Source organism: Companilactobacillus bobalius (genome assembly GCF_009764355.1).
The window spans coordinates 106018-125647 of the sequence record NZ_LNUA01000008.1; the positions used below are offsets into that span (position 1 = coordinate 106018).

The following is a 19630-nucleotide window of genomic DNA, read 5'->3' on the forward strand; positions in this document are numbered from 1 at the left end:
ATGTGATGAATATTGACTAATTTTATTCCAAAAAACAATCATGATTTTTGGCATATAAAAAATATAATATTAGTCTATATTGCCTGTTCTTCTTTGTTTGACGTTGCTGTAGAATGTTAAATAAGAGATGGTATGAAACCTATTTAAACAAATATGTGAAGTAAAAAATGATCTCTGATTTTTTAAATAATGGCTCTAAATACTAAAGCCGGATTGCATCAGAAATGATCAGACATATTGAGGACGAAACCATCTTTATCGACTCTAAAATAATAATTGTGCTTAATTGTAAGAGTTGTTTTTAAAATCTATGAATTGATTACTATTGAAACAGGAGAATAAATATGGCGGAATTGTTAATAAAAGAACTTCATGTTGAAGTTGTAGATGAGGAAAAGAAGACTAGCAAAGAAATTCTCAAAGGCGTTAATTTAGAGATGAAGACTGGTGAGATCCATGCCATCATGGGACCTAATGGAACAGGTAAATCGACTTTGTCGCAAACTATTATGGGTCAAAAAAATTATCATGTAACTCATGGTGACATTCTGTTAAATGGGCAAAGTATTTTGGATATGCCAGTCGATGAACGTGCTCGTAAAGGTTTGTTCTTGGCAATGCAGTATCCAGCTGAAATTCAAGGTGTTACGAATGCTGAATTTTTACGTGCTGCGATCAATGCTAGACGACCAGAAAATGACAAAATCTCAGTTATGGACTTTATTAAGGAATTAGACAAGAATTTGGAATTGTTAGATATGAGTGAAGCTATGACAGAGCGTTACTTGAATGAAGGCTTTTCCGGTGGTGAAAAGAAACGTAATGAGATCTTGCAACTATTGATGATCAAACCAAGTTTTGCACTGTTAGACGAAATTGATTCTGGACTTGATATCGATGCACTTAAGGTTGTTTCAAAAGGTGTCAACTCAATGCGTGGCGATAATTTTGGAGCTTTGATCATCACTCATTATCAAAGACTGTTGAATTATATCAAACCGGATGTTGTTCATATTATGATGGACGGAAGAATTGTGAAAACTGGTGATGCACAGTTGGCTCAAAAACTTGAAGATGAGGGTTATGCTGGCTTGCGTGATGAATTAGGACTTGATGTGAATCTGATTGACGACTAAGGGGATATTATGACACTAGAAAAATTTGCGATGACAACAGATGAGCCAACTTGGTTCACTCAAAAAAGACAGGCATCTTTTGAGTTGATTGATAAGTTGCCTTTGCCTAAGATGCAACGTTTTAACTTCAGTAATTGGCAATTGATGCCATCAACTAAAACGATTATTAAGACTGATGTGCCAACAACGTATGACGATTATGTTTTAATGGATATTTTTGATGCTATGACAGCGTACCCAGAAATGATTCAAAAGTACTTCATGAATAAAGTTATAAAATCTGACGAAAATAAAATGACAGCTTACCATACAGCATTCCTGAATCAAGGTATTTTTCTGTATGTACCTGAAAATACAGTAGTTCAGAAGCCAATTGAAATTGAATTAAAACAAGATTCCCAGCAACCTTTTATCTCACATATCTTAATTGTGGCAGGTGAGAACTCGAAGTTTTCCTTTATCCAAAGAACTAGAACAGAGGGCGATGCCAAAAGTGTTGCTAACTGCGTAGTTGAAGTAATGGCAATGCCTAATAGTGAAGTGAGATATGCAGCCGTTGATGAAATGGGAGAGAATGTCACTTCTTATTTAAGTCGTCGGGCTTACGTTGATCAAAATGCTTATGTTGATTGGTCAATTGGGTTGATGAATTCTGGTAATACGGTAGCTGATTTTGACACTGATTTGTTTGGCGAAGGTGCTCATTCAGAAATTAAAGTTGTCGATATCACTTCAGGACAACAACAAGAAGGCGTTAATACTCGAGTTACTAATTATGGTAAACATTCAATCGGTAATATTAATCAACGTGGGGTCATCATGGATCGTTCACGTCTGATTTTTAATGGTATTGGACACATTATCAAAGGCGCTTCAGGTGCCAATGCTGAACAACAGAACCGAGTTATGATGATGTCAAATGAAGCCCACGGTGATGCTAATCCAATTCTTTTGATTGATGAAAATGATGTTTTGGCTGGACATGCAGCTAGTGTTGGTCAAGTTGATCAGAGACAACTCTACTATTTGATGAGTCGGGGAATTGATCGTAAAACAGCTCAACGGATGGTTATTCGAGGATTCTTGGGTGACGTACTGGTTTCGATTCCTTCCAAACCTATTCGTGAGGAATTAGTTCAAACGATTGAGAGGAAATTGGCCGATGGACAAACAGTTGCAACAAATTCGTAAGGACTTTCCAATCCTTAATCAAAAAGTAAATGATGAACCACTAGTATATTTGGATAATGCCGCTACTAGTCAGAAACCTAATCAAGTTATTGATGAAATCGTTCGTTATTATCAAAATGATAACGCCAATACTCGTCGAGGTGTACATACCTTAGGTGAGAGAGCTACTGAAGAGTTTGAAGCTGCTCGTCAAAAAGTACAACAGTTTATTAATGCCAAAGAGAGCCGAGAAATTATTTTTACAAAAGGTGCGACTGACAGTTTGAATTTAGTTGCAAGTACTTATGGTGAGGACAATATCGAAGCTGGTGACGAAATCGTCATTTCCGTTATGGAACATCACAGTAATTTGATTCCGTGGCAACAATTGGCTAATCGTAAAAAAGCTGTTTTGAAATATATTGGTTTAACAGCTGATGGTCAATTAGATATGATTGATGCTAAAAAGCAAATCACTGATAAAACAAGAATTGTTTCTATCGCTCATGCTAGCAACGTTCTTGGTGTCACTAATGATATTAAACAGTTGGCTAAAATTACTCACGCACATAACGCTATTATGGTAGCCGATGGTGCACAGGCAGTTCCTCATATGCCAGTTGATGTTCAGGACTTAGATGTTGATTTCTATGCCTTTTCCGGACACAAAATGTTGGCTCCAATGGGAATCGGTGTTTTATATGGTAAAGCCGATTTGTTAAAATCCATGCCGCCTTATCAATACGGTGGTGAAATGATTGATTTTGTTGAGAAATATCAAAGTACCTGGACCGATATTCCTTGGAAATTTGAAGCCGGAACACAAAATGTATCTGGTGCTGTCGGCTTAGGTAAAGCGATTGATTACTTGAGTAGTATCGGCATGGAAAATGTTGAAAATTATGAGAAAGAATTAGTATCGTATGTCTTACCAAAATTACTTGAGATCGATGGATTAACGGTTTACGGGCCACAGGATGCTGATCATCACAGTGGAGTTATCTCATTTAATCTTAAAGGGTTACATCCACATGATGTGGCAACTGCTTTGGATATGGATGGAGTGGCGATTCGAGCTGGACATCACTGTGCTCAACCATTGATGAAATATTTGGATTTAGTAGCCACGGCTCGAGCTAGTTTTTACATTTACAACAATAAGCAGGACGCTGATGGATTGATTCAGGCAATCTGTGACACAAAGGAGTTTTTCAAAGTATGAGTTTAAATGGTTTGAACAGTCTGTACCGTGAAGTTATCTTGGATCATTCTGAACATCCACATCATAAGCAAAGCTTGTCGGAAGCGACGAACAAGATTACTTTGAAAAATCCAACTTGTGGTGACGTGATCAATTTAGAAATTAAACTGGATGGCGATAAGATAAACGATATCGGTTTTACAGGCGAAGGTTGTACGATCAGTCAATCTTCCGCTAGTATGATGACCGATGCAGTTCTCAATAAAACAATAACTGAGAGTTTAGAAATGGCTCATATTTTTTCAGATATGGTCATGGGTAAAGAACACTCTCAAGCTGATTTAGATAAATTAGGCGATGCTGCAATTTTATCTAGTATTATGCAGTTTCCCGCTAGAATTAAATGCGCTACCTTGTGTTGGTGGGCATTGAGAAAGTCGTTAGGAGATGAAGACGATGATTGATTTAAATGATTCAGATTACGAATATGGCTTCCATGATAATATTGAACCCAAATATTCGACAGGTCGTGGCTTGACTGAAGAGACGGTCAGACAAATTTCGGCTGAAAAAAATGAACCACAGTGGATGTTAGATTATCGTCTGAAATCCTATGAGGCTTACAAAAAATTGCCAATGCCTACATATGGTCCGGATCTATCGAAACTTGATCTGAAGAATATGCTTTATTATCAAAAAATGACTGATAAAAAGTATCGTGATTGGGAAGATGTTCCTGATAAAATGAAGGAAACTTTTGACCGCTTGGGTGTTCCAGAAGCCGAAAGAAAATACTTAGGTGGATCGTCAGCACAATATGAATCTGAAGTGGTTTACCACAATATGCGTGAAGAGTTTGCAAAATTGGGAATCATCTTTACTGATTCGGATACAGCTTTAAAGGAATATCCGGAATTATTCAAAAAATGGTTTGGTAAATTAGTAAAACCGACTGATAACAAATTTGCGGCTTTGAATGGAGCCGTTTGGTCTGGTGGATCATTCATCTATGTACCAAAAGGTGTCAGAACTGATATTCCAATTCAGTCGTATTTCCGTTTGAATTCTGAAAATTCAGGACAGTTTGAAAGAACGCTTATCATTGTCGATGAAGGTGCCAAAGTTGATTACGTTGAAGGCTGCACCGCACCAAATTATTCATCCGACAGTTTACATGCGGCAGTAGTAGAGGTTAACGTTCAAAAGGATGCTTATTGTCGTTATACTACGATTCAGAATTGGTCAGACAATGTTTATAGTTTGGAAACTAAACGTGCCGCTGCCGAGGAGAACGCTACGATGGAATGGGTCGATGGCAACTTAGGCTCTAAAGTTACGATGAAGTATCCAAGTGTTTACTTAAATGGTGAAAATGCCCGCGGCACAATGCTTTCGATTGCGGTGGCAAGTAATGGAATTCATCAAGATTCTGGTGCCAGAATGATTCATAACGCCAAGAATACTTCTAGTTCAATTGTTTCTAAATCAATTGCCAAAACTGGTGGTTCAGTTGATTATCGAGGAACTGTACGATTTGGTAAACACTCTGATGGATCAAAAGCTCACGTTGAGTGTGACACGATTATTATGGATGATCAGTCTTCATCTGATACAATACCTTATAATGAAATTGATAATGCTAACGTTTCAATGGAACATGAGGCTCGAGTTTCCAAAATTTCAGAAGAACAACTTTATTATTTAATGAGCCGTGGAATTTCTGAGGAAAAGGCTACTGAAATGATTGTTATGGGATTCGTGGAGCCATTTACAAAAAAACTCCCAATGGAATATGCCGTCGAATTAAACCGTTTGATCAGTTTTGAGATGGAAGGTTCAATTGGTTAAAGGATAAGATTATGACAGAAAAAAAGGATCTAGTTATGGAGGCCTTAGAGGATGTGATCGATCCGGAATTAGGAATCGATATCGTGAACTTGGGTTTGATCTACGGAGTAAGTATTGAACATGAGAATAAAGCCGTGGTGACGATGACCTTGACTACAATGGGATGTCCTTTGAGCGATATGTTACATGATTCGATTGTAGAGGCCGCCGAAACAGTTGAGGGAATCAGTGAGTGTGAAGTTGAGTTAGTTTGGTATCCAACTTGGGATATTTCCAGGATGAGTCGTTATGCTCGAATTTCACTGGGAATCTTTGGAGGATAGACATACTACCGACTAGTTTCCCTGATTCTAATATTATCGATGATTTGAAATTTTTGAAGAAATTTAAATCAAAAGAACGACCTCTATTAAGTATTCAAGATATATTCTTTACTTGAATCTCTTAATAGAGGTCGTTCTTATTTTTTTAGATTAGACTTATTTTATAAGATTATGAATTAAATATACTTATCTCAGAAGAATAAACAAAATACTATCTAGTCTGTAGTAAGAATTGGAAATGTGTTCAGCTATGAAATTATTGTTGGCGGCTTTGCCGCTTACAATAAGGCTGATCTTGGAGATCCATAATTTTGCCGAAGGTGAAATTATTAGCTTCAAGTCATGCCCATAGCGTTCCAACACATTCCCAATTCTTGCGGAAGACGGAAATTTAAGCAAATTGGTTTTTGATTTTTATTTCAGCGATGTAACAAAATTTACAAATTGTTAAAAGAGTTGTAATGAAAATGTATAAAGAAAATTCACAAATAGCTCGTATAATTGACTTTATTAAATTTTACAATTAATGGGATGAGGTAATCTTATACGAGTCAAAAGAAGAAAGTTCAAAAAATATTTGAGAGTTCTTTTGATTGCAACAATAATAATCGTTGGTAGTTTGAGTTATTTCTTCAATAATTCATATGCATCAACCATTATCGACAACTTTAAAACTGAACAGGCAATTAAAAAGAAACAAAAAATTATTCAGACGAATCTGACTAATTATCTGAATACAGTCACCAAGGACGGTACTGCTAGTGTTAGTTTTTACAATTTAGGTGCAGAGAGTGGCAGTGCGGCGGCTAATAGTAAGTATGCCAAACTTTATCAAGCCGGTAGTTTGGAAACTGAAGCGAATGCTCATGCAGTTAAGACGGCGGCTAGTACGTATAAATTGTATTTAACAGCTTACTTGATGAATCAGAAATCGAATGGTAATTTCAGTTGGACGACTGAGAATACTGATAATTTTAACAAGATGATTGTTAATAGTGAGAATGATTTTGCGGAAGCACAGCTTAACAAGTATGGTGCCAGTACAATCAGTGCCTTCATTAAAAAGCAAGGTTGGTATCCATCAGTTTTCCAAGATGGACAAGCTGCCAAAACAACCAGTTACAGTTTGCAGCTGTTGCTAGAAGATTTGGCCAATGGCAAAGGTGCTTTTGAAAATAAATCTGATCAGGCAAAAATTTTGAATTTAATGGACCAACAAATTTACCGAACGGGAATCCCTGCTGGAGCATCCGCTGCTGATAGCGGAACAACTGTCCAAGATAAAGTTGGTTTTCTAAATGATACGAATAATGATGCTGGTATTGTGACGTTGCCAAATGGACAAAGATATATTTTGGTCGTCATGACCAATGGACATAATCAAAGTGGATTGAGCGGTTTTTCAAGAATTGCGGAAATCACTAAGAACGTGCAGAAGATTGTTTATGGATCTGACGCTGGAACTAAAATTGAAAATTATTCTTAATTAAAAAAGTCGAGGGTATCCTCGGCTTTTTTTGTACTATTAATTTTTTAAAGAATTATAACCAGCACCAGTAAATTTATTTAACAGTTGGAGTTCATGGTACCAAGAATCGTTTTTTACAAAGTGGTGTCGTTTATTAATGGCAAATGATCCGTGAATTGAATAGATAAATAGTAGTTCAGCATCTGATTCACTAAGACCAGTTCTTTTTTGAATAGATGGCACCATGCGTGATTTTTCGTGGGCAACGATACGACCAATAATATAGTCACTAAGATTTGAATCCATTAAGAGTTTACGATATTTAGAAGAATCAGCTATTCTTTGACAAGCCGGTAACATTGATTCATTTTCTCGTAATAAGTCAATGCTGAGATTAGAAGGGTCAATGTTATCACTAGGATTCGTTTCATCCTTGAATAATAAGGCGTCGTCCAAAACAGAATTTAAAACGTCAGTCAGATTATCGAAGTGTAAGTAGAAAGTAGAACGGGTGATTTCCGCTTCACGACATAATTTGGCCACATTGAGTTGATTGTATGGCTCGTGTTTAATCAATTCTAAAAAAGAATCCTTAATAATATTAATAGTATAAATAGTTCGACGGTCTGGCTTACGATTTTTTTGCATATAAACTCCTTAACACAATTTAAAAACTGTTTACAACATGAATTAAATTCGAAATGTGTGCTTAAATTTGAATTTGTTTTCATGTATTTTAAATATATTCAATACAGTATGTACATAATTATACATTATGTTAATTAATTTGTTAAAGGAGATAAAATAGAAAAACAGATAGAACAAGCTCGCAAATTGATTGATGAAAGTGATGCGATTCTTGTTAGTGCAAGCAATGGCCTGTCTATTTCAGAAGGATACAACATATTCGCTGATGACGAAAATTTTGAAAATTACTTTAATCATTTCAAGATTGTTTACGGCATTAGCAGTTTGATTCAAGGTGTTTTTGCACAATTGCCGGCGCCAGATCATCAAGAATTCATGAGAAAAGTTCATCAATATTTAATTGAGGATTATAAGCCGACAGAAACATTTCAAAGTCTCAATAAAATACTTAAACCAAAAGATTATTTCATTCTGACATCAAACGCCGATAAACATTTTCAATTAAACGGTTTTTCCGATGAAAACATTTGGGAAATTGAAGGTAACTTTGATGGATTGAATATGAATTCTGAAGCTTGGAATGAACAACGAAATAGGTTCGTTGAGTTTGCTCAAAAGAATAAAAATAAGAAAATTTTACAACTGGAGTTAGGTATAGGTTCTAAAAATAAAATGATTAAGGCTCCATTAATGGATATGGTGGCAGATCATCCAGCTTGGAATTATCTAACTTTGAATATGCCGCAAGAAATTTATATTGATCCTAAAATTGAGCATCAATCTGTAGCCTTGCCAGGAAATATTGATACTACTTTTAAAGAATTATTGGAGGAAAATTAAATGAGCTTATCTTTTTATGAACAATTAGTAATGAAGACACAAACCAACTATTCACAATTTTTTAATGTATACGCCAGTGGCAAAACGCCGGTTAAATTGACTAGTAGAGCACCTTTGCCATATGAGGAACAGATCAATATTTTAGCCGAAAAAATTAATGAAGCGGATCATATTTTGGTAGGTGGAGCTTCAGGATTATCCGCTGCAGGTGGTGGTGACTTCTATTATGAAGATAACGAATCTTTTAGAAAATATTTCGGAAAATTTGCCGAGAAATATGGTATAAAAGGGGCCTTCTCTGGAATGCAATATCGTTGGCCAAGCCGTGAAGAGTATTGGGGCTATTTGGCAACTTTTCTTCATACGACGCAACATGCGGAAATAAGAAAACCATATAAAGATTTGCAAGCTATTTTGCAAGATAAAGACTACTTTATTTTGACCACGAATCAAGATACTCAAGCAATAAAAGCTTTTCCAGAGGACAAAGTTGCTCAGATTCAAGGGGATCATCGTTTCTTTCAGTGTTCTGCACAATGTAGTGATGAAGTGTGGGATGCGGTCAAACCAGTTGAGGAAATGGTCCAAGCTATGGGGGATGACACTAAAGTGCCAACAGAACTAATACCTCGTTGTCCCAATTGCGGAGCGGAAGCTTTTCCTTGGGTCAGAGGTTATGGAAACTTCTTGGAAGGTACTAGATATCATCAGGAATATAAAAAGGTTTCAGATGATGTTTTGACACATCTACATGACAATCATCTTCTCATGATCGAATTAGGAGTTGGTCGTATGACACCAATGTTTATTCAAGAACCGTTCTGGGCCCTAACAGGAAGCCTTGAAGGTTCATATGATGTCATGATCAACCGTGATCATCAATTTTTGCCAGAGGAAATTGAAGATAAGGGTCAAGCTATTAAAGGAGATATTTCTCAAGCTCTAGCAGATGTTAGAACTGTATTGGGAAAATAAATAGTTAGTAAAAGAGTCGAGGTTATCCTCGGCTTTTTTTGTCTAGAAAGTTTTGTCACTAGGAGGGTGACAAAACTAAATGTAACCGTATTCAGGAATAACTTACTATATAACCGTAAAGAGAAACGGATAACAAAGCATATAAATTAAAAAATATTACGGAGGTAAGTATTATGAGTAAAAGTATTCTATTAATTTGTGGTTCAGGAGCATCATCAGGGTTTATGGCAGCTAATATGAGAAAAGCTGCTAAGAAAGAAGGACTTGATTACAAAATTAAGGCTCGTAGTGAATCAGAATTAGGTGATTACATGGATGACATTGATGCCTTAATGGTTGGACCACATTTAAAAGCTGAATTCGATGCTATCAAAGCACGCGTTCCCGAAAATGTGACAGTAGTTTTAATGCACTCCGACTATTATTCAATTCTTGACGGTAAAGGTGCTATTGCACATTTAAAAGAAGAATTAGGAGATTAGTAACGGAAAAAGTAAATTGGGGAGTGTGCCAAGATGAATAAATTTATGGATTTTCTCAATAATAAATTTGCGCCTAAAGCTCAAGTTGTTGGGAATAATCAATGGATCGTAACATTAAAGAATTCCGTACTTGAAGTATTGCCTTTCATTTTAGTTGGTTCAGTAGTCAGTCTATTAAATATTCCGGGTAATTTTTGGAAATGGTGGCCTGATTTTTCACCAGTAAGTAATTTTACCTTTGGATTATTGTCTATTTTTGTAGCATTTCTAGTTCCGTTTAATTATATGGAATTCAAAAAACTAAAGAAACAAAGAATTATTGCCGGATTAACATCAGTAGCTTTGTTCTTAATGTTGATTAATCCTAAATTTACTAATTCTGGAGCTACTGCTTCATTTAGTTTTAGTGAATTTGGTGCTGGTGGTATGTTTGTTGCTATCATTGTAGCTATTTTTGTCAGTTTGATTATGGAGGGATTCGGAACATTTTCCTTCTTTAGTGAAGATACAGTAATTCCTGATTTTGTAACATCATGGTTTGATTCAATGTTACCGATTGGAATCATCATTATCATTGGATGGTTATTAGTTGATATAGCTCATTTCAATATGTATAACGCAATTCAATCAATATTTGCACCATTAGCAACAGGTGCCGATACGATTTATGGATTCACATTTATTTTGTTCCTAGATTGTTTTATTTACTCAATGGGTATTTCAGGTTGGGTTCTATCACCAATTACCCAACCTTTAATGTTGGGCGGTATTGCCGCCAATGTAGCTGCAGTAGCTGCTGGAAATCCCGCAACACATGTCTTTACTAGTGAAGTTATCTACAGTGGTTGGGCATGGATCGGTGGTGTTGGATGTACGATGCCATTGGCTTTGATGATGCTGTTAATGGCAAAGTCTCAACGTTTAAAGGCTTTAGGAAAAGCATGTATTGTTCCATCACTATTCAATATTAATGAACCACTTGTTTTCGGTACTGTCGTTTGGAATCCATACTTGATGATTCCGCTATGGATTAACGGTATTGTAATTCCAATTATTACATGGTTAGGTTTAAAGATGGGATTGGCTGCTATTCCAAAGGCTTTAATGCAAATGTGGTACATTCCATTCCCAATTTCAACATGGATTGTTAGTCCTTCTGTTGGAGCAATTATTTTAATGGCAGTTATCTTTGTTGTAGCTTGGGTCATTTGGTTCCCATTCTTCAAAGTTTATGATGGCCAAGTAGTTAAAGAAGAGGCAAAAAATTAATTTAAAAGGTTTAGGAGAAGAGACACATGTCAGAAGAAGAATTTGATAATAAGTCAGTCAAAGACACAATGGACATTATTATCAACGCCGGTGATGCTCGAGCATTTATTGCCGAAGCATTGGATGACGTTGGCGATTTTAATTATGAAGAAGCAAAAGAAAATATAAAAAAGGCGGATGCCAAATTAGTTGTGGCACACCGTTTACAAACTAAAAAACTTCAAGAAGAAGCTGAAGGGGATAAGGTTCAATATTCAGTTCTATTCACACACGCTCAAGATACTTTAATGACTATTATGAGTGAATATAATTTGGCAAAGCATCTAATTACCGTATTTGAAAAACGTGACCAAAAGTCTAAATGAGGAGATAAATTATGAAAGACAATAAATATCCATATTTTCCAGATAATTTCCTATGGGGTGGTGCTCAAGCTGCTAGTCAGGCTGATGGTGCCTATAAAGAAGATGGCAAAGGATTGAATTCGTCAGATGTTCAACCATATTTGAAGGGATTATCTAATGATAAAATTCAAGAACTTGAAACAGAAGGTATGACTCTGGCACAAGTGAAGGAAAATGTTAAAGATACAACTGATTATTTCCCAAAGCGTTTTGGAATTGATTTTTATCATACTTATCCAGAAGATATTAAATTGTTAGCCGATATGGGATTCAAAACATTTAGAACATCATTAGATTGGTCAAGAATTTTTCCAAATGGTGATGAGGCAGAACCTAATAAGTCAGCACTAGAACACTATGACAAAATGATCGATTGTATGCTGAGTTATGGAATAGAACCGATTATTACTATGAATCACTATGAAACTCCAATTAACATAACTATTGAATATGGTGGTTGGCCTAATAGAAAAGTAATTCCTATGTTCGAAAAGTTTGGTAAGACCTTATTGGATTGGTTTGGTAAAAAGGTCAAATATTGGATTGTTGTCAATCAGATTAATATGGTTCAAATCGAACCATTCTTGTCAGTCGGTGTTTGTTCAGATCAGTATGAAAACGAAGAAGAGGCACTTTATCAAGCTGTTCATAATCAAATGGTCGCAGCTGCATGGATTAAACAATATGCTAAATCATTAAATAATCCAGATATTCATATTGGGACGATGGTTGCTGATGGAACAGCTTATCCTGCTAGTTGTAAACCAGACGATGTGATTTTAACAATGCGTCAAAATCGTTTACAGTACTTCTTCACTGATGTTCAATTCCGTGGTTATTATCCTGAATATGCTAAAAATTATTTTGCTGAACGTGGAGATAAATTAGATATCAAAGATGACGATATGGAATTGTTAGCTAATAACCATATGGATTTCTTAGCTATTTCATATTATTACTCCAAAGTTGTTGATTCGACTAAGAATGAATATCGTCCATCAGATACTACTAAAAATCCTTATTTAAAGGAAAGTCCATGGGGATGGGCTGTTGATCCTCAAGGTTTGTATAATACGTTAAGTCAATATTGGGACAGATATCAGAAACCTATTATCATCGCTGAAAATGGTATTGGAATGTATGACAAGGTTGAAGATGGAAAGATTCATGATCCTTACCGTTCAGAATATATAAGTGCACATATTGAGCAAGTTGGTAGAGCAATTCATGATGGAGCCAAAGTAATTGCATACTGTGCTTGGGGCCCAATCGATATCGTAAGTTGTTCATCACAACAAATGTCTAAGAGATACGGATTCATCTATGTAGACAAGGATGATGAAGGCAATGGAAGTGGTAAACGATTATTAAAGGATAGTTATTATTGGTACAGGGATGTTATTTCATCCAATGGTAAAGAAATATAAATAAAAAAGACGTATACGGAGATGAGTTATTTGCGTAAAGACCATAAGAAAGAACTATGGGACTATTTACAAAATAACCCTGGATGGCATACTTCTAGTGAACTAGCTGTAGTAATTGGTGTATCTCAACGTAGTATTAAACGCTACGCAAAGGATTTAATCGATACTGCAGCTATTTTTGTAAGTAGTGAAGGTTATAAAGCTAACCAAAAAAAGGTAAATAGTACTACTAAAAGAAATTCAGATTATGAAAGTATAAAGAGAGTTTTAATTAATGAATTTACCCAACAGGAAAATTTAAATCTTTATGATCTTGCTGATCAATTCTATTTAAGTGAGTCGACAATATTGAAATTATTAAGGGAGATACAGCTTTATGTAAAACCGTTTGATTTGGAATTAAGACAAAATGGCGATAACTGGTCACTGTTAGGTAGTGAAATGGATAAGCGAAAGCTGATCAGTGACATTTTATACAGAGAGTCTAAGCAGACATTTATCGGCAATGATACTATTCAAGATAGTTTTCCTGATATAAATGTAATCCAAATTTCAGAAGCTATAAAAAAATTAACAATGATAGAGAATATTTATTTGAACACTTTTGATTTCAATAATATTCTGTTGCATATTGCGATAGCTACTCATCGGATCAAAAATGGTTATCAATCCCAAAATTCAGAAAAGGATAACGACGAAAAAACTGTTATTCAAAATGATAATAGAGAAAATAATCAGGAACAAAGTTTTGGTAATAAATTAATCGATTTTGTAGAAAATGCAGAACATATTCATTTTTCTGAATCTGAAAGACAGAGTTTAATTTTAATTATTCAGTTCTCTATAACCAGAAAACATAGGGATTTGGAAGACAACGTTAAACACAGCACAATAGTTTTAGTAGATAATCTTATAAAATACGTTAATTCAATGCTCAATATTGATTTGAGGGTACTGAACTTTAGGGAACAATTTGCGATTCATATCCAAAGATTATTGGAACGTTCATCACACGGGTATGTAGAACGGAATCCGATGACAGCTAAGATAAGAAAGTCGTCGCCAATAATTTATGAATGTGCAGTGCTTATTTCCAATCGAATGGAAGAAATTGAAGATATTACTTTGGAAGATGATGAAATTGCTTATATAGCAATGCATATTGGAAATGCTGTATCTGAATATATCAATGACTTGCATAAGTTGTACGTAGTGGTGTTAATGCCTGATTATCAAAGTGATAATGATGAATTCATGAGTAGACTTGAACGGCTTTTTAGTCAAGATATTGTGATTGGTAGAGTGATTCATAATCCGGATATGATAGATGAAGTCGATTATCCAAGAAAAATAGACTTTGTTATACAAGTTAATTCGGAATATTCATTATCTGGAATTAGACATGCCAATATTTCACAGTTTTTAACGCAGATTGACTATAAGGAAGTTAACCAATTGATAACTGGTTTGAAACATAAACAGGAGAAAATAAATTTTACTAATAATTTAGAAAAATTTTTCCCAAAAGAAAATTTCAAAATAATTAATAGTGAAACTAATCGAGATGCTTTATTTAAAATGGTCTGCGATGAGTTAGAACAGAAGAGTGTTGTAACAACCGATTTTAGGAATAGATTGGAAGCTAGAGAAAAAATGTCTAGCACCGCTTTTGGAAGAGTGGCGATACCTCATTCTTTACAGATGGTTGCTTTGAAAACTCAAGGATATGTGGTAATTGATCCTAAGGGAATAAATTGGGACAAGGATAATAATCACGTTAATTTAATGTTTTTGTTGGCAATAAATGAAAGTAATAAACAAGCATATCGAAATATCTTTGATGATTTGTCACAGATTGCCGTTGATCCTAAGAATATTGCTTTGCTGGTTAAATCAAAAACGTATGATGAGTTTATAAAACAATTAACTGCGTTACTGTAATAAAAAAACTAGACGCTTAAAAACGTCTAGTTTTTTTATGTAATCATTGATGTTTACGATTATTCCACTGGAAATAACTAAAGAACCAAATAATACTGATCACGCTCAAAATAGCAGTTATAACCAGGATGGTTTTGCTCATACTTGTAGGTGCATAAACTTTAAAAATATTCGACAGTGCAATAACCCAAATCATCGGTTCAGCAGCAATCATAACTGGACGCCACTTGGCTTTAATCAAAAATAGGGCAACAATCGAACCGATGAGAATAAGACTGTTCATAATAATAATTAGATTATTCGTAATAGGAATGTTGAACATAGCCGGTTTAGTAAATTGAATAGCGGTAAAAATTACAACAGTTAGAAGACTGACTATCCAAGCACTCGCAAAACTGATAGCCTTGTGTTCGAAAATCTTGGAGTAAATAGTTTGATGAATGAGCCAGAAGGCTGCAAAGATGAGAACCATCATGAAAATTCCGTTTAAGACAAAAGGCACAAGATTCAATTGTTGTTCTTGACCATTCATCTGAATGACTAACGTCCAAATCGCTGTAATACCAAAAAGGCCTCCGAAAAATTTCAGACGTTCACGGAGACTAGTTTTGGTGAAACTAGCGGTCAGTTGGTTGGCAGTGTCAGTGGGAGCCTGTCCGAAGTAGTCTTCAGCGGTAGATCCATCGTTTTGAGCGTCGATAATATCTTGAAGAATCTCTAACAACTTACTTTCAACTTCGTAGTCGTCATAGAATAAACCCGCGGTACGAACGTAAATTAGTAGATTGCTGTAATACTTTTCGTTAGCAGGATTGAGTTTTTTACGTAAATCATTGTTACTAGAAATCAGTTCCTGTACTTCGTCAGATTTAGTCATCTTGTTCACCTTTTCTTGAAATGATTTGGTTAACTACTAACTCTAGTGACTGCCATTGGTCGGCAAATTCGGTCATCTGTTTTCTACCTTGTGTAGTTAGAGAATAATATTTCCGTGAAGGACCCTCTGAAGAAGGCTTGCGTTGACTACTTAAGTCGCCACGTTTTTCTAACTTTTGAAGTAGTGGATAAACAGTGCCACCGATTAAATCGGTAAAACCTAATTTATTTAATTTTTGGACTAACTCGTATCCGTAAATTTCACCGTCAGAAATGACGAATAAAACGCAACCTTCTAGAATGCCTTTAAGTAATTGAGAATTGTTCATGCTTATGACCTCACTAATATGTAATACATACTACTCGGTGATAACTAATATGTAAAGCATAATAGTGGAATCTTTGGTAAAATAGACCTGAAAATTGTGAAGTGGGGAAGAAATGATGGATAATGAGGAACTTTTAAAATCAGATATTATTGATCAACATGTACGGCAAGGGCTAGGACTCAGTTGGCTTAACTTTGCAGTTTTATTTTGTGCCACGATCATAGCTTGTGTGGGTTTGAATATGAATTCGACAGCTGTAGTCATTGGTGCTATGTTGATTTCACCAATTATGGACCCAATCATCGGAATGGGTTACGGCTTCGGTATTCGTGATACGAAATTAATACGAAAAGCAGCGACACTCTACCTTATTGAGTTGGTAGTTGCACTGTTGGCGGCCACAATTTATTTTTCACTGTCACCAATTAAAGATGCCAGTGACCAAATTATTGCTCGGACACAACCAGCTATTTGGGATGTTCTAGTGGCTTTCTTCGGAGGTGTCGCTGGTATTATTGGTTCCGCCAAGAAAGATCCGGGAAATATTTTACCTGGAGTAGCGATTGCGACAGCTTTGATTCCACCACTATCAACAGTGGGATATGGATTGAGTCAATTCAAATGGTCCATAGTTTTGAGTGCCGGATATCTATTTTTGATCAATACCTTTTTCATTGCTTTGGCAACGATGATTTGTACGTTAATTTTCAATCTTAGAACCAAACGGGCAACTGGTATACCTCTGAAGAATCAAATCTTAATCATTGCGGCAGCGATTATCATTACTATTCCCAGTTTGATTTCAGCTTCAACTTTGGTCAAACAAACTTACAATGAGACCCAATTGACCAGTTTTGTCGATAATGAATTGCCAGGATTGTATGTTGTGAATAAGCAAATCGCTAATGGAAAAATTAAATTAGTCGTTATTGGCAGCCATTTGAGTCACGCCGAGATAAATAGCTTGGATGATAAGTTGGGCGACTATCAGTTAGGGAGTTATAAATTACAATTTCAACAGCTATCTAAAGGGAATTACTTAAGTGTGAATGCCTTTAAAAAGTATGTTGATCAAGAAAAGAATGACAGTACGCAGAGTACAACAACTGATAACAGTGATAAGAACTTGTTGAAACTGAAGCAACAATTAACCAAGAAGTATCCAGATGATATTTCAAAAGTTTATGTCGGACAATTGGCAAGTAAAACAAAGATTAAAGAATCAATTATTCTGATTAAATTGAATAAAGATAGTGAATCAAAACAGGATGAAGTTAAGAAGTATGCAGAGAACTTAGCCGATAAGTTGGGGATTGAAGCGACGGTTCACTTTACTTTAGATTAGAAATTTAGGTACTAAAAAAGGCTTTCGATGATTTCATCGAAAGTCTTTTTAATTGCAAGACAAGATAAACATTGTACTTTACTGAATAGTGGAAACGAGCTCCACAGGCCAGATTCCTGTGCTTTGCCTGATTTCACAAACTGCCTGCTACGCAGTCAATTCGCAAAGTCCTGCAAATGCTCAGAATCTAAACGGGCCTGTCCCACTCTCTAATTGAAACGAGCTGCGCAGGGGTAACCTCCTGTGGTTTGCTACAGTATTGGAATCGCCCGTAAAGTACACGTGCAATTTCAATACTTAGGCAAATCCTCAGAGGCTGACCACCCCTGCTACGCTCTCTATGCAGCTGCTTCTGCTTCTTGTTCTTGTTTTAGTAGTCTGTTGTCGTAACGTTTGATAAATGGGAACCAAACTAGGAATGCAACAAGGGCACAGACGATTGAAAGGACAGCACCTCTCCAACTAGCAGTACCGATAAATCCACTCAAACCAACTGGTGTAGGCCATGGTTGTTGTGTAATGATCTTAGGAACTAGTTTTGATGTGAATGCGAAGTAACTGACAAGTCCTGAAACTAATGGAGCACCCAAGAATGGGATAAATAGATCAACGTTATAAACGATAGGTAAACCGAATAGTAAAGGTTCATTGATATTGAAGATAGCTGGAACAAGTTCAACTTTACCAATTTCCTTTAGTTGAGCTGATCTAGAGAAGAATGCTAACCAAATGGCAACACCTAAAGTAGCACCAGAACCACCGATGATAACAAAGGCGTTCAATGGATCACCGGCAAAGAAATTGTCGGCACCTTTAGCGTTAGCAGCCATGTTAGCCAAAATAATTGGTGTGTAGAATGAACTCATGATTGTAGCACCGTGAATACCGAACCACCATAGGAAGTGGATAAGGAAGATGATAATCAAGAATCCCCACCATGTATTTGTAATGTCACTGATAAATGAAAATGGAATGTATAATACCTTGAAAATATCTGTTCCGGCAAGAACTAGAGCTAAGTTAAGAACACTGACAACGATAGCAACACAGGCACCAGGAATCAATGAACTGAATGAGTTAGAAACACCAGCTGGAACTGATTCTGGCATCTTGATTTGCCAGTTGTGTTTAACAGTGAAACGATAAACTTGAACTGTGATCCAACCAACAACTAAACCTGTAAAAATACCTACAGCAGCAATTCTTGTGATACCACCAGTAGATACGGCGTAGCCACCACCGATAATGTTATCTGGTTTTAGAGATTGTTGAAATTGAATAACACCGTTTTTCCAAATTAATTGGGGAACGGTAATAAAGAATGCCATTAAAAACATGAATAAAGCATTTAGTGGAACTAGATTCAAATTCTCTTCTTTTTCATAAATTTTTGTATAAGAGAATGTGAATTGACCCGCGAAGATCAAAGCCAAAATACCCATTGTGGCATTATAGCCAGCTTGGAATAAGTTCGAAAAACGGCCCAAACTGTTTGCATATACAGCTGCAAATCCAGGAATTGGAAAGGCTTGGGGTAGAACATTCAAAATAAGGAAAATAGAACCAATAATGGTGAATGGAATAACACTGTAACCGGCATCCATGATGGCTCTAACAAACCTAGTAGCCGCAAATTTACCAGCAAGGTTAATCATTCGGTCCTTAAAAGAACCTGTACTCTCACTTGACATAAAAATCCCTCCTTCAAAAAGTTACATTCATTATACTAGTGCAAACGGTTTCAAATGTAAACCGGTTTTTGAAATAAATTCAACAAAAAAGTCCTCATACTCCAATTGTATCAAGATGTCAAGACTCATTCGAATCTCTTTCTAATTGAGATTGGTATACCTCTAGAGATTGAAATTTTATATGAAAAAAAACTTCCATACCGTTTTGACAGTATAGAAGTTTTACGAATGTATATTTGAATTATTCCATTTGTTGA

Annotated in this window: 19 protein-coding genes; 15 read left to right on the forward strand and 4 right to left on the reverse strand. The window is 35.8% G+C overall.

Annotated features, from left to right (window positions below):
* Positions 1-344 precede the first annotated feature (344 nt).
* The 7 genes from sufC (at position 345) to ATN92_RS00925 (ending at position 7164) form a co-directional block, all read left to right on the forward strand.
* A complete protein-coding gene (sufC, locus tag ATN92_RS00895; RefSeq protein ID WP_056951063.1) occupies positions 345-1136 on the forward strand; it encodes a Fe-S cluster assembly ATPase SufC in 792 nt (263 codons plus the stop codon).
* Positions 1137-1145: 9 nt separating this feature from the next.
* Positions 1146-2327, forward strand: coding sequence for a Fe-S cluster assembly protein SufD (gene sufD, locus ATN92_RS00900; protein ID WP_056951065.1), 1182 nt, complete (start codon positions 1146-1148; stop codon positions 2325-2327).
* Positions 2299-3528, forward strand: a complete 1230-nt coding sequence (locus tag ATN92_RS00905) for a cysteine desulfurase (protein ID WP_056951067.1) — start codon at positions 2299-2301, stop codon at positions 3526-3528. Before sufD ends, ATN92_RS00905 begins: the two co-directional genes overlap by 29 nt.
* Entirely contained in the window at positions 3525-3971 is a 447-nt protein-coding gene (gene sufU, locus ATN92_RS00910) for a Fe-S cluster assembly sulfur transfer protein SufU (RefSeq protein WP_056951069.1), read from the forward strand. Before ATN92_RS00905 ends, sufU begins: the two co-directional genes overlap by 4 nt.
* Positions 3964-5355 carry a Fe-S cluster assembly protein SufB gene (sufB, locus tag ATN92_RS00915; RefSeq protein WP_411762953.1) on the forward strand — a complete coding sequence of 464 codons (1392 nt, stop codon included), beginning with the start codon at positions 3964-3966 and terminating at the stop codon, positions 5353-5355. Before sufU ends, sufB begins: the two co-directional genes overlap by 8 nt.
* A gap of 11 nt (positions 5356-5366) precedes the next feature.
* Positions 5367-5678 (forward strand): metal-sulfur cluster assembly factor, encoded by a 312-nt coding sequence (locus ATN92_RS00920; protein ID WP_054643003.1) that lies wholly within the window; start codon positions 5367-5369, stop codon positions 5676-5678.
* Between the two features lie 589 nt (positions 5679-6267).
* A complete protein-coding gene (locus ATN92_RS00925) occupies positions 6268-7164 on the forward strand; it encodes a serine hydrolase (RefSeq protein ID WP_234032509.1) in 897 nt (298 codons plus the stop codon).
* A 39-nt stretch (positions 7165-7203) separates the two neighbouring features.
* Here ATN92_RS00925 and ATN92_RS00930 read toward each other — a convergent pair whose 3' ends face one another.
* A complete protein-coding gene (locus ATN92_RS00930) occupies positions 7204-7794 on the reverse strand; it encodes a TetR/AcrR family transcriptional regulator (RefSeq protein ID WP_056951073.1) in 591 nt (196 codons plus the stop codon).
* Positions 7795-7980: 186 nt separating this feature from the next.
* Between ATN92_RS00930 and ATN92_RS00935 the strand changes: the two genes are divergently transcribed.
* The 7 genes from ATN92_RS00935 (at position 7981) to ATN92_RS00965 (ending at position 15132) form a co-directional block, all read left to right on the forward strand.
* Positions 7981-8634 (forward strand): hypothetical protein, encoded by a 654-nt coding sequence (locus ATN92_RS00935; RefSeq protein ID WP_234032510.1) that lies wholly within the window; start codon positions 7981-7983, stop codon positions 8632-8634.
* Entirely contained in the window at positions 8635-9609 is a 975-nt protein-coding gene (locus ATN92_RS00940; protein ID WP_056951077.1) for an SIR2 family NAD-dependent protein deacylase, read from the forward strand.
* A 173-nt stretch (positions 9610-9782) separates the two neighbouring features.
* Positions 9783-10091 carry a PTS sugar transporter subunit IIB gene (locus tag ATN92_RS00945; RefSeq protein WP_054643007.1) on the forward strand — a complete coding sequence of 103 codons (309 nt, stop codon included), beginning with the start codon at positions 9783-9785 and terminating at the stop codon, positions 10089-10091.
* Positions 10092-10124: 33 nt separating this feature from the next.
* The gene (locus ATN92_RS00950; protein WP_056951079.1) at positions 10125-11360 is read left to right on the forward strand and encodes a PTS sugar transporter subunit IIC; all 1236 of its coding nucleotides are present in this window, start codon (positions 10125-10127) and stop codon (positions 11358-11360) included.
* A 26-nt stretch (positions 11361-11386) separates the two neighbouring features.
* Complete coding sequence (locus tag ATN92_RS00955) at positions 11387-11725, forward strand: PTS sugar transporter subunit IIA (RefSeq protein ID WP_056951081.1); 339 nt, start codon at positions 11387-11389, stop codon at positions 11723-11725.
* A gap of 11 nt (positions 11726-11736) precedes the next feature.
* The gene (locus ATN92_RS00960; RefSeq protein ID WP_056951082.1) at positions 11737-13191 is read left to right on the forward strand and encodes a glycoside hydrolase family 1 protein; all 1455 of its coding nucleotides are present in this window, start codon (positions 11737-11739) and stop codon (positions 13189-13191) included.
* Positions 13192-13221: 30 nt separating this feature from the next.
* Positions 13222-15132 (forward strand): BglG family transcription antiterminator, encoded by a 1911-nt coding sequence (locus tag ATN92_RS00965; RefSeq protein WP_056951084.1) that lies wholly within the window; start codon positions 13222-13224, stop codon positions 15130-15132.
* Between the two features lie 43 nt (positions 15133-15175).
* Here ATN92_RS00965 and ATN92_RS00970 read toward each other — a convergent pair whose 3' ends face one another.
* Together ATN92_RS00970 and ATN92_RS00975 are read right to left on the reverse strand one after the other, a co-directional pair.
* A complete protein-coding gene (locus ATN92_RS00970; protein ID WP_056951086.1) occupies positions 15176-16009 on the reverse strand; it encodes a DUF1129 domain-containing protein in 834 nt (277 codons plus the stop codon).
* The gene (locus tag ATN92_RS00975) at positions 16002-16337 is read right to left on the reverse strand and encodes a PadR family transcriptional regulator (protein ID WP_056951088.1); all 336 of its coding nucleotides are present in this window, start codon (positions 16335-16337) and stop codon (positions 16002-16004) included. Before ATN92_RS00975 ends, ATN92_RS00970 begins: the two co-directional genes overlap by 8 nt.
* A gap of 112 nt (positions 16338-16449) precedes the next feature.
* On the opposite strand from ATN92_RS00975, the gene ATN92_RS00980 reads away from it, so the two are divergent.
* On the forward strand, positions 16450-17682 hold the full coding sequence (locus tag ATN92_RS00980; protein WP_082604479.1) for a DUF389 domain-containing protein: 1233 nt from the start codon (positions 16450-16452) through the stop codon (positions 17680-17682).
* Between the two features lie 338 nt (positions 17683-18020).
* Here ATN92_RS00980 and celB read toward each other — a convergent pair whose 3' ends face one another.
* Positions 18021-19373, reverse strand: coding sequence for a PTS cellobiose transporter subunit IIC (gene celB / locus ATN92_RS00985; RefSeq protein WP_056951092.1), 1353 nt, complete (start codon positions 19371-19373; stop codon positions 18021-18023).
* Positions 19374-19630 lie beyond the last annotated feature (257 nt).

Excerpts from the sequence above, each read along its gene's own strand:
- sufC (WP_056951063.1), top strand. The coding sequence starts at position 345 with ATGGCGGAATTGTTAATAAAAGAACTTCATGTTGAAGTTGTAGATGAG.
- sufD (WP_056951065.1), top strand. The coding sequence starts at position 1,146 with ATGACACTAGAAAAATTTGCGATGACAACAGATGAGCCAACTTGGTTC.
- ATN92_RS00905 (WP_056951067.1), top strand. The coding sequence starts at position 2,299 with ATGGACAAACAGTTGCAACAAATTCGTAAGGACTTTCCAATCCTTAAT.
- sufU (WP_056951069.1), top strand. The coding sequence starts at position 3,525 with ATGAGTTTAAATGGTTTGAACAGTCTGTACCGTGAAGTTATCTTGGAT.
- sufB (WP_411762953.1), top strand. The coding sequence starts at position 3,964 with ATGATTGATTTAAATGATTCAGATTACGAATATGGCTTCCATGATAAT.
- ATN92_RS00920 (WP_054643003.1), top strand. The coding sequence starts at position 5,367 with ATGACAGAAAAAAAGGATCTAGTTATGGAGGCCTTAGAGGATGTGATC.
- ATN92_RS00930 (WP_056951073.1), bottom strand. The coding sequence starts at position 7,794 with ATGCAAAAAAATCGTAAGCCAGACCGTCGAACTATTTATACTATTAAT.
- ATN92_RS00940 (WP_056951077.1), top strand. The coding sequence starts at position 8,635 with ATGAGCTTATCTTTTTATGAACAATTAGTAATGAAGACACAAACCAAC.
- ATN92_RS00945 (WP_054643007.1), top strand. The coding sequence starts at position 9,783 with ATGAGTAAAAGTATTCTATTAATTTGTGGTTCAGGAGCATCATCAGGG.
- ATN92_RS00950 (WP_056951079.1), top strand. The coding sequence starts at position 10,125 with ATGAATAAATTTATGGATTTTCTCAATAATAAATTTGCGCCTAAAGCT.
- ATN92_RS00955 (WP_056951081.1), top strand. The coding sequence starts at position 11,387 with ATGTCAGAAGAAGAATTTGATAATAAGTCAGTCAAAGACACAATGGAC.
- ATN92_RS00960 (WP_056951082.1), top strand. The coding sequence starts at position 11,737 with ATGAAAGACAATAAATATCCATATTTTCCAGATAATTTCCTATGGGGT.
- ATN92_RS00970 (WP_056951086.1), bottom strand. The coding sequence starts at position 16,009 with ATGACTAAATCTGACGAAGTACAGGAACTGATTTCTAGTAACAATGAT.
- ATN92_RS00975 (WP_056951088.1), bottom strand. The coding sequence starts at position 16,337 with ATGAACAATTCTCAATTACTTAAAGGCATTCTAGAAGGTTGCGTTTTA.
- ATN92_RS00980 (WP_082604479.1), top strand. The coding sequence starts at position 16,450 with ATGATGGATAATGAGGAACTTTTAAAATCAGATATTATTGATCAACAT.
- celB (WP_056951092.1), bottom strand. The coding sequence starts at position 19,373 with ATGTCAAGTGAGAGTACAGGTTCTTTTAAGGACCGAATGATTAACCTT.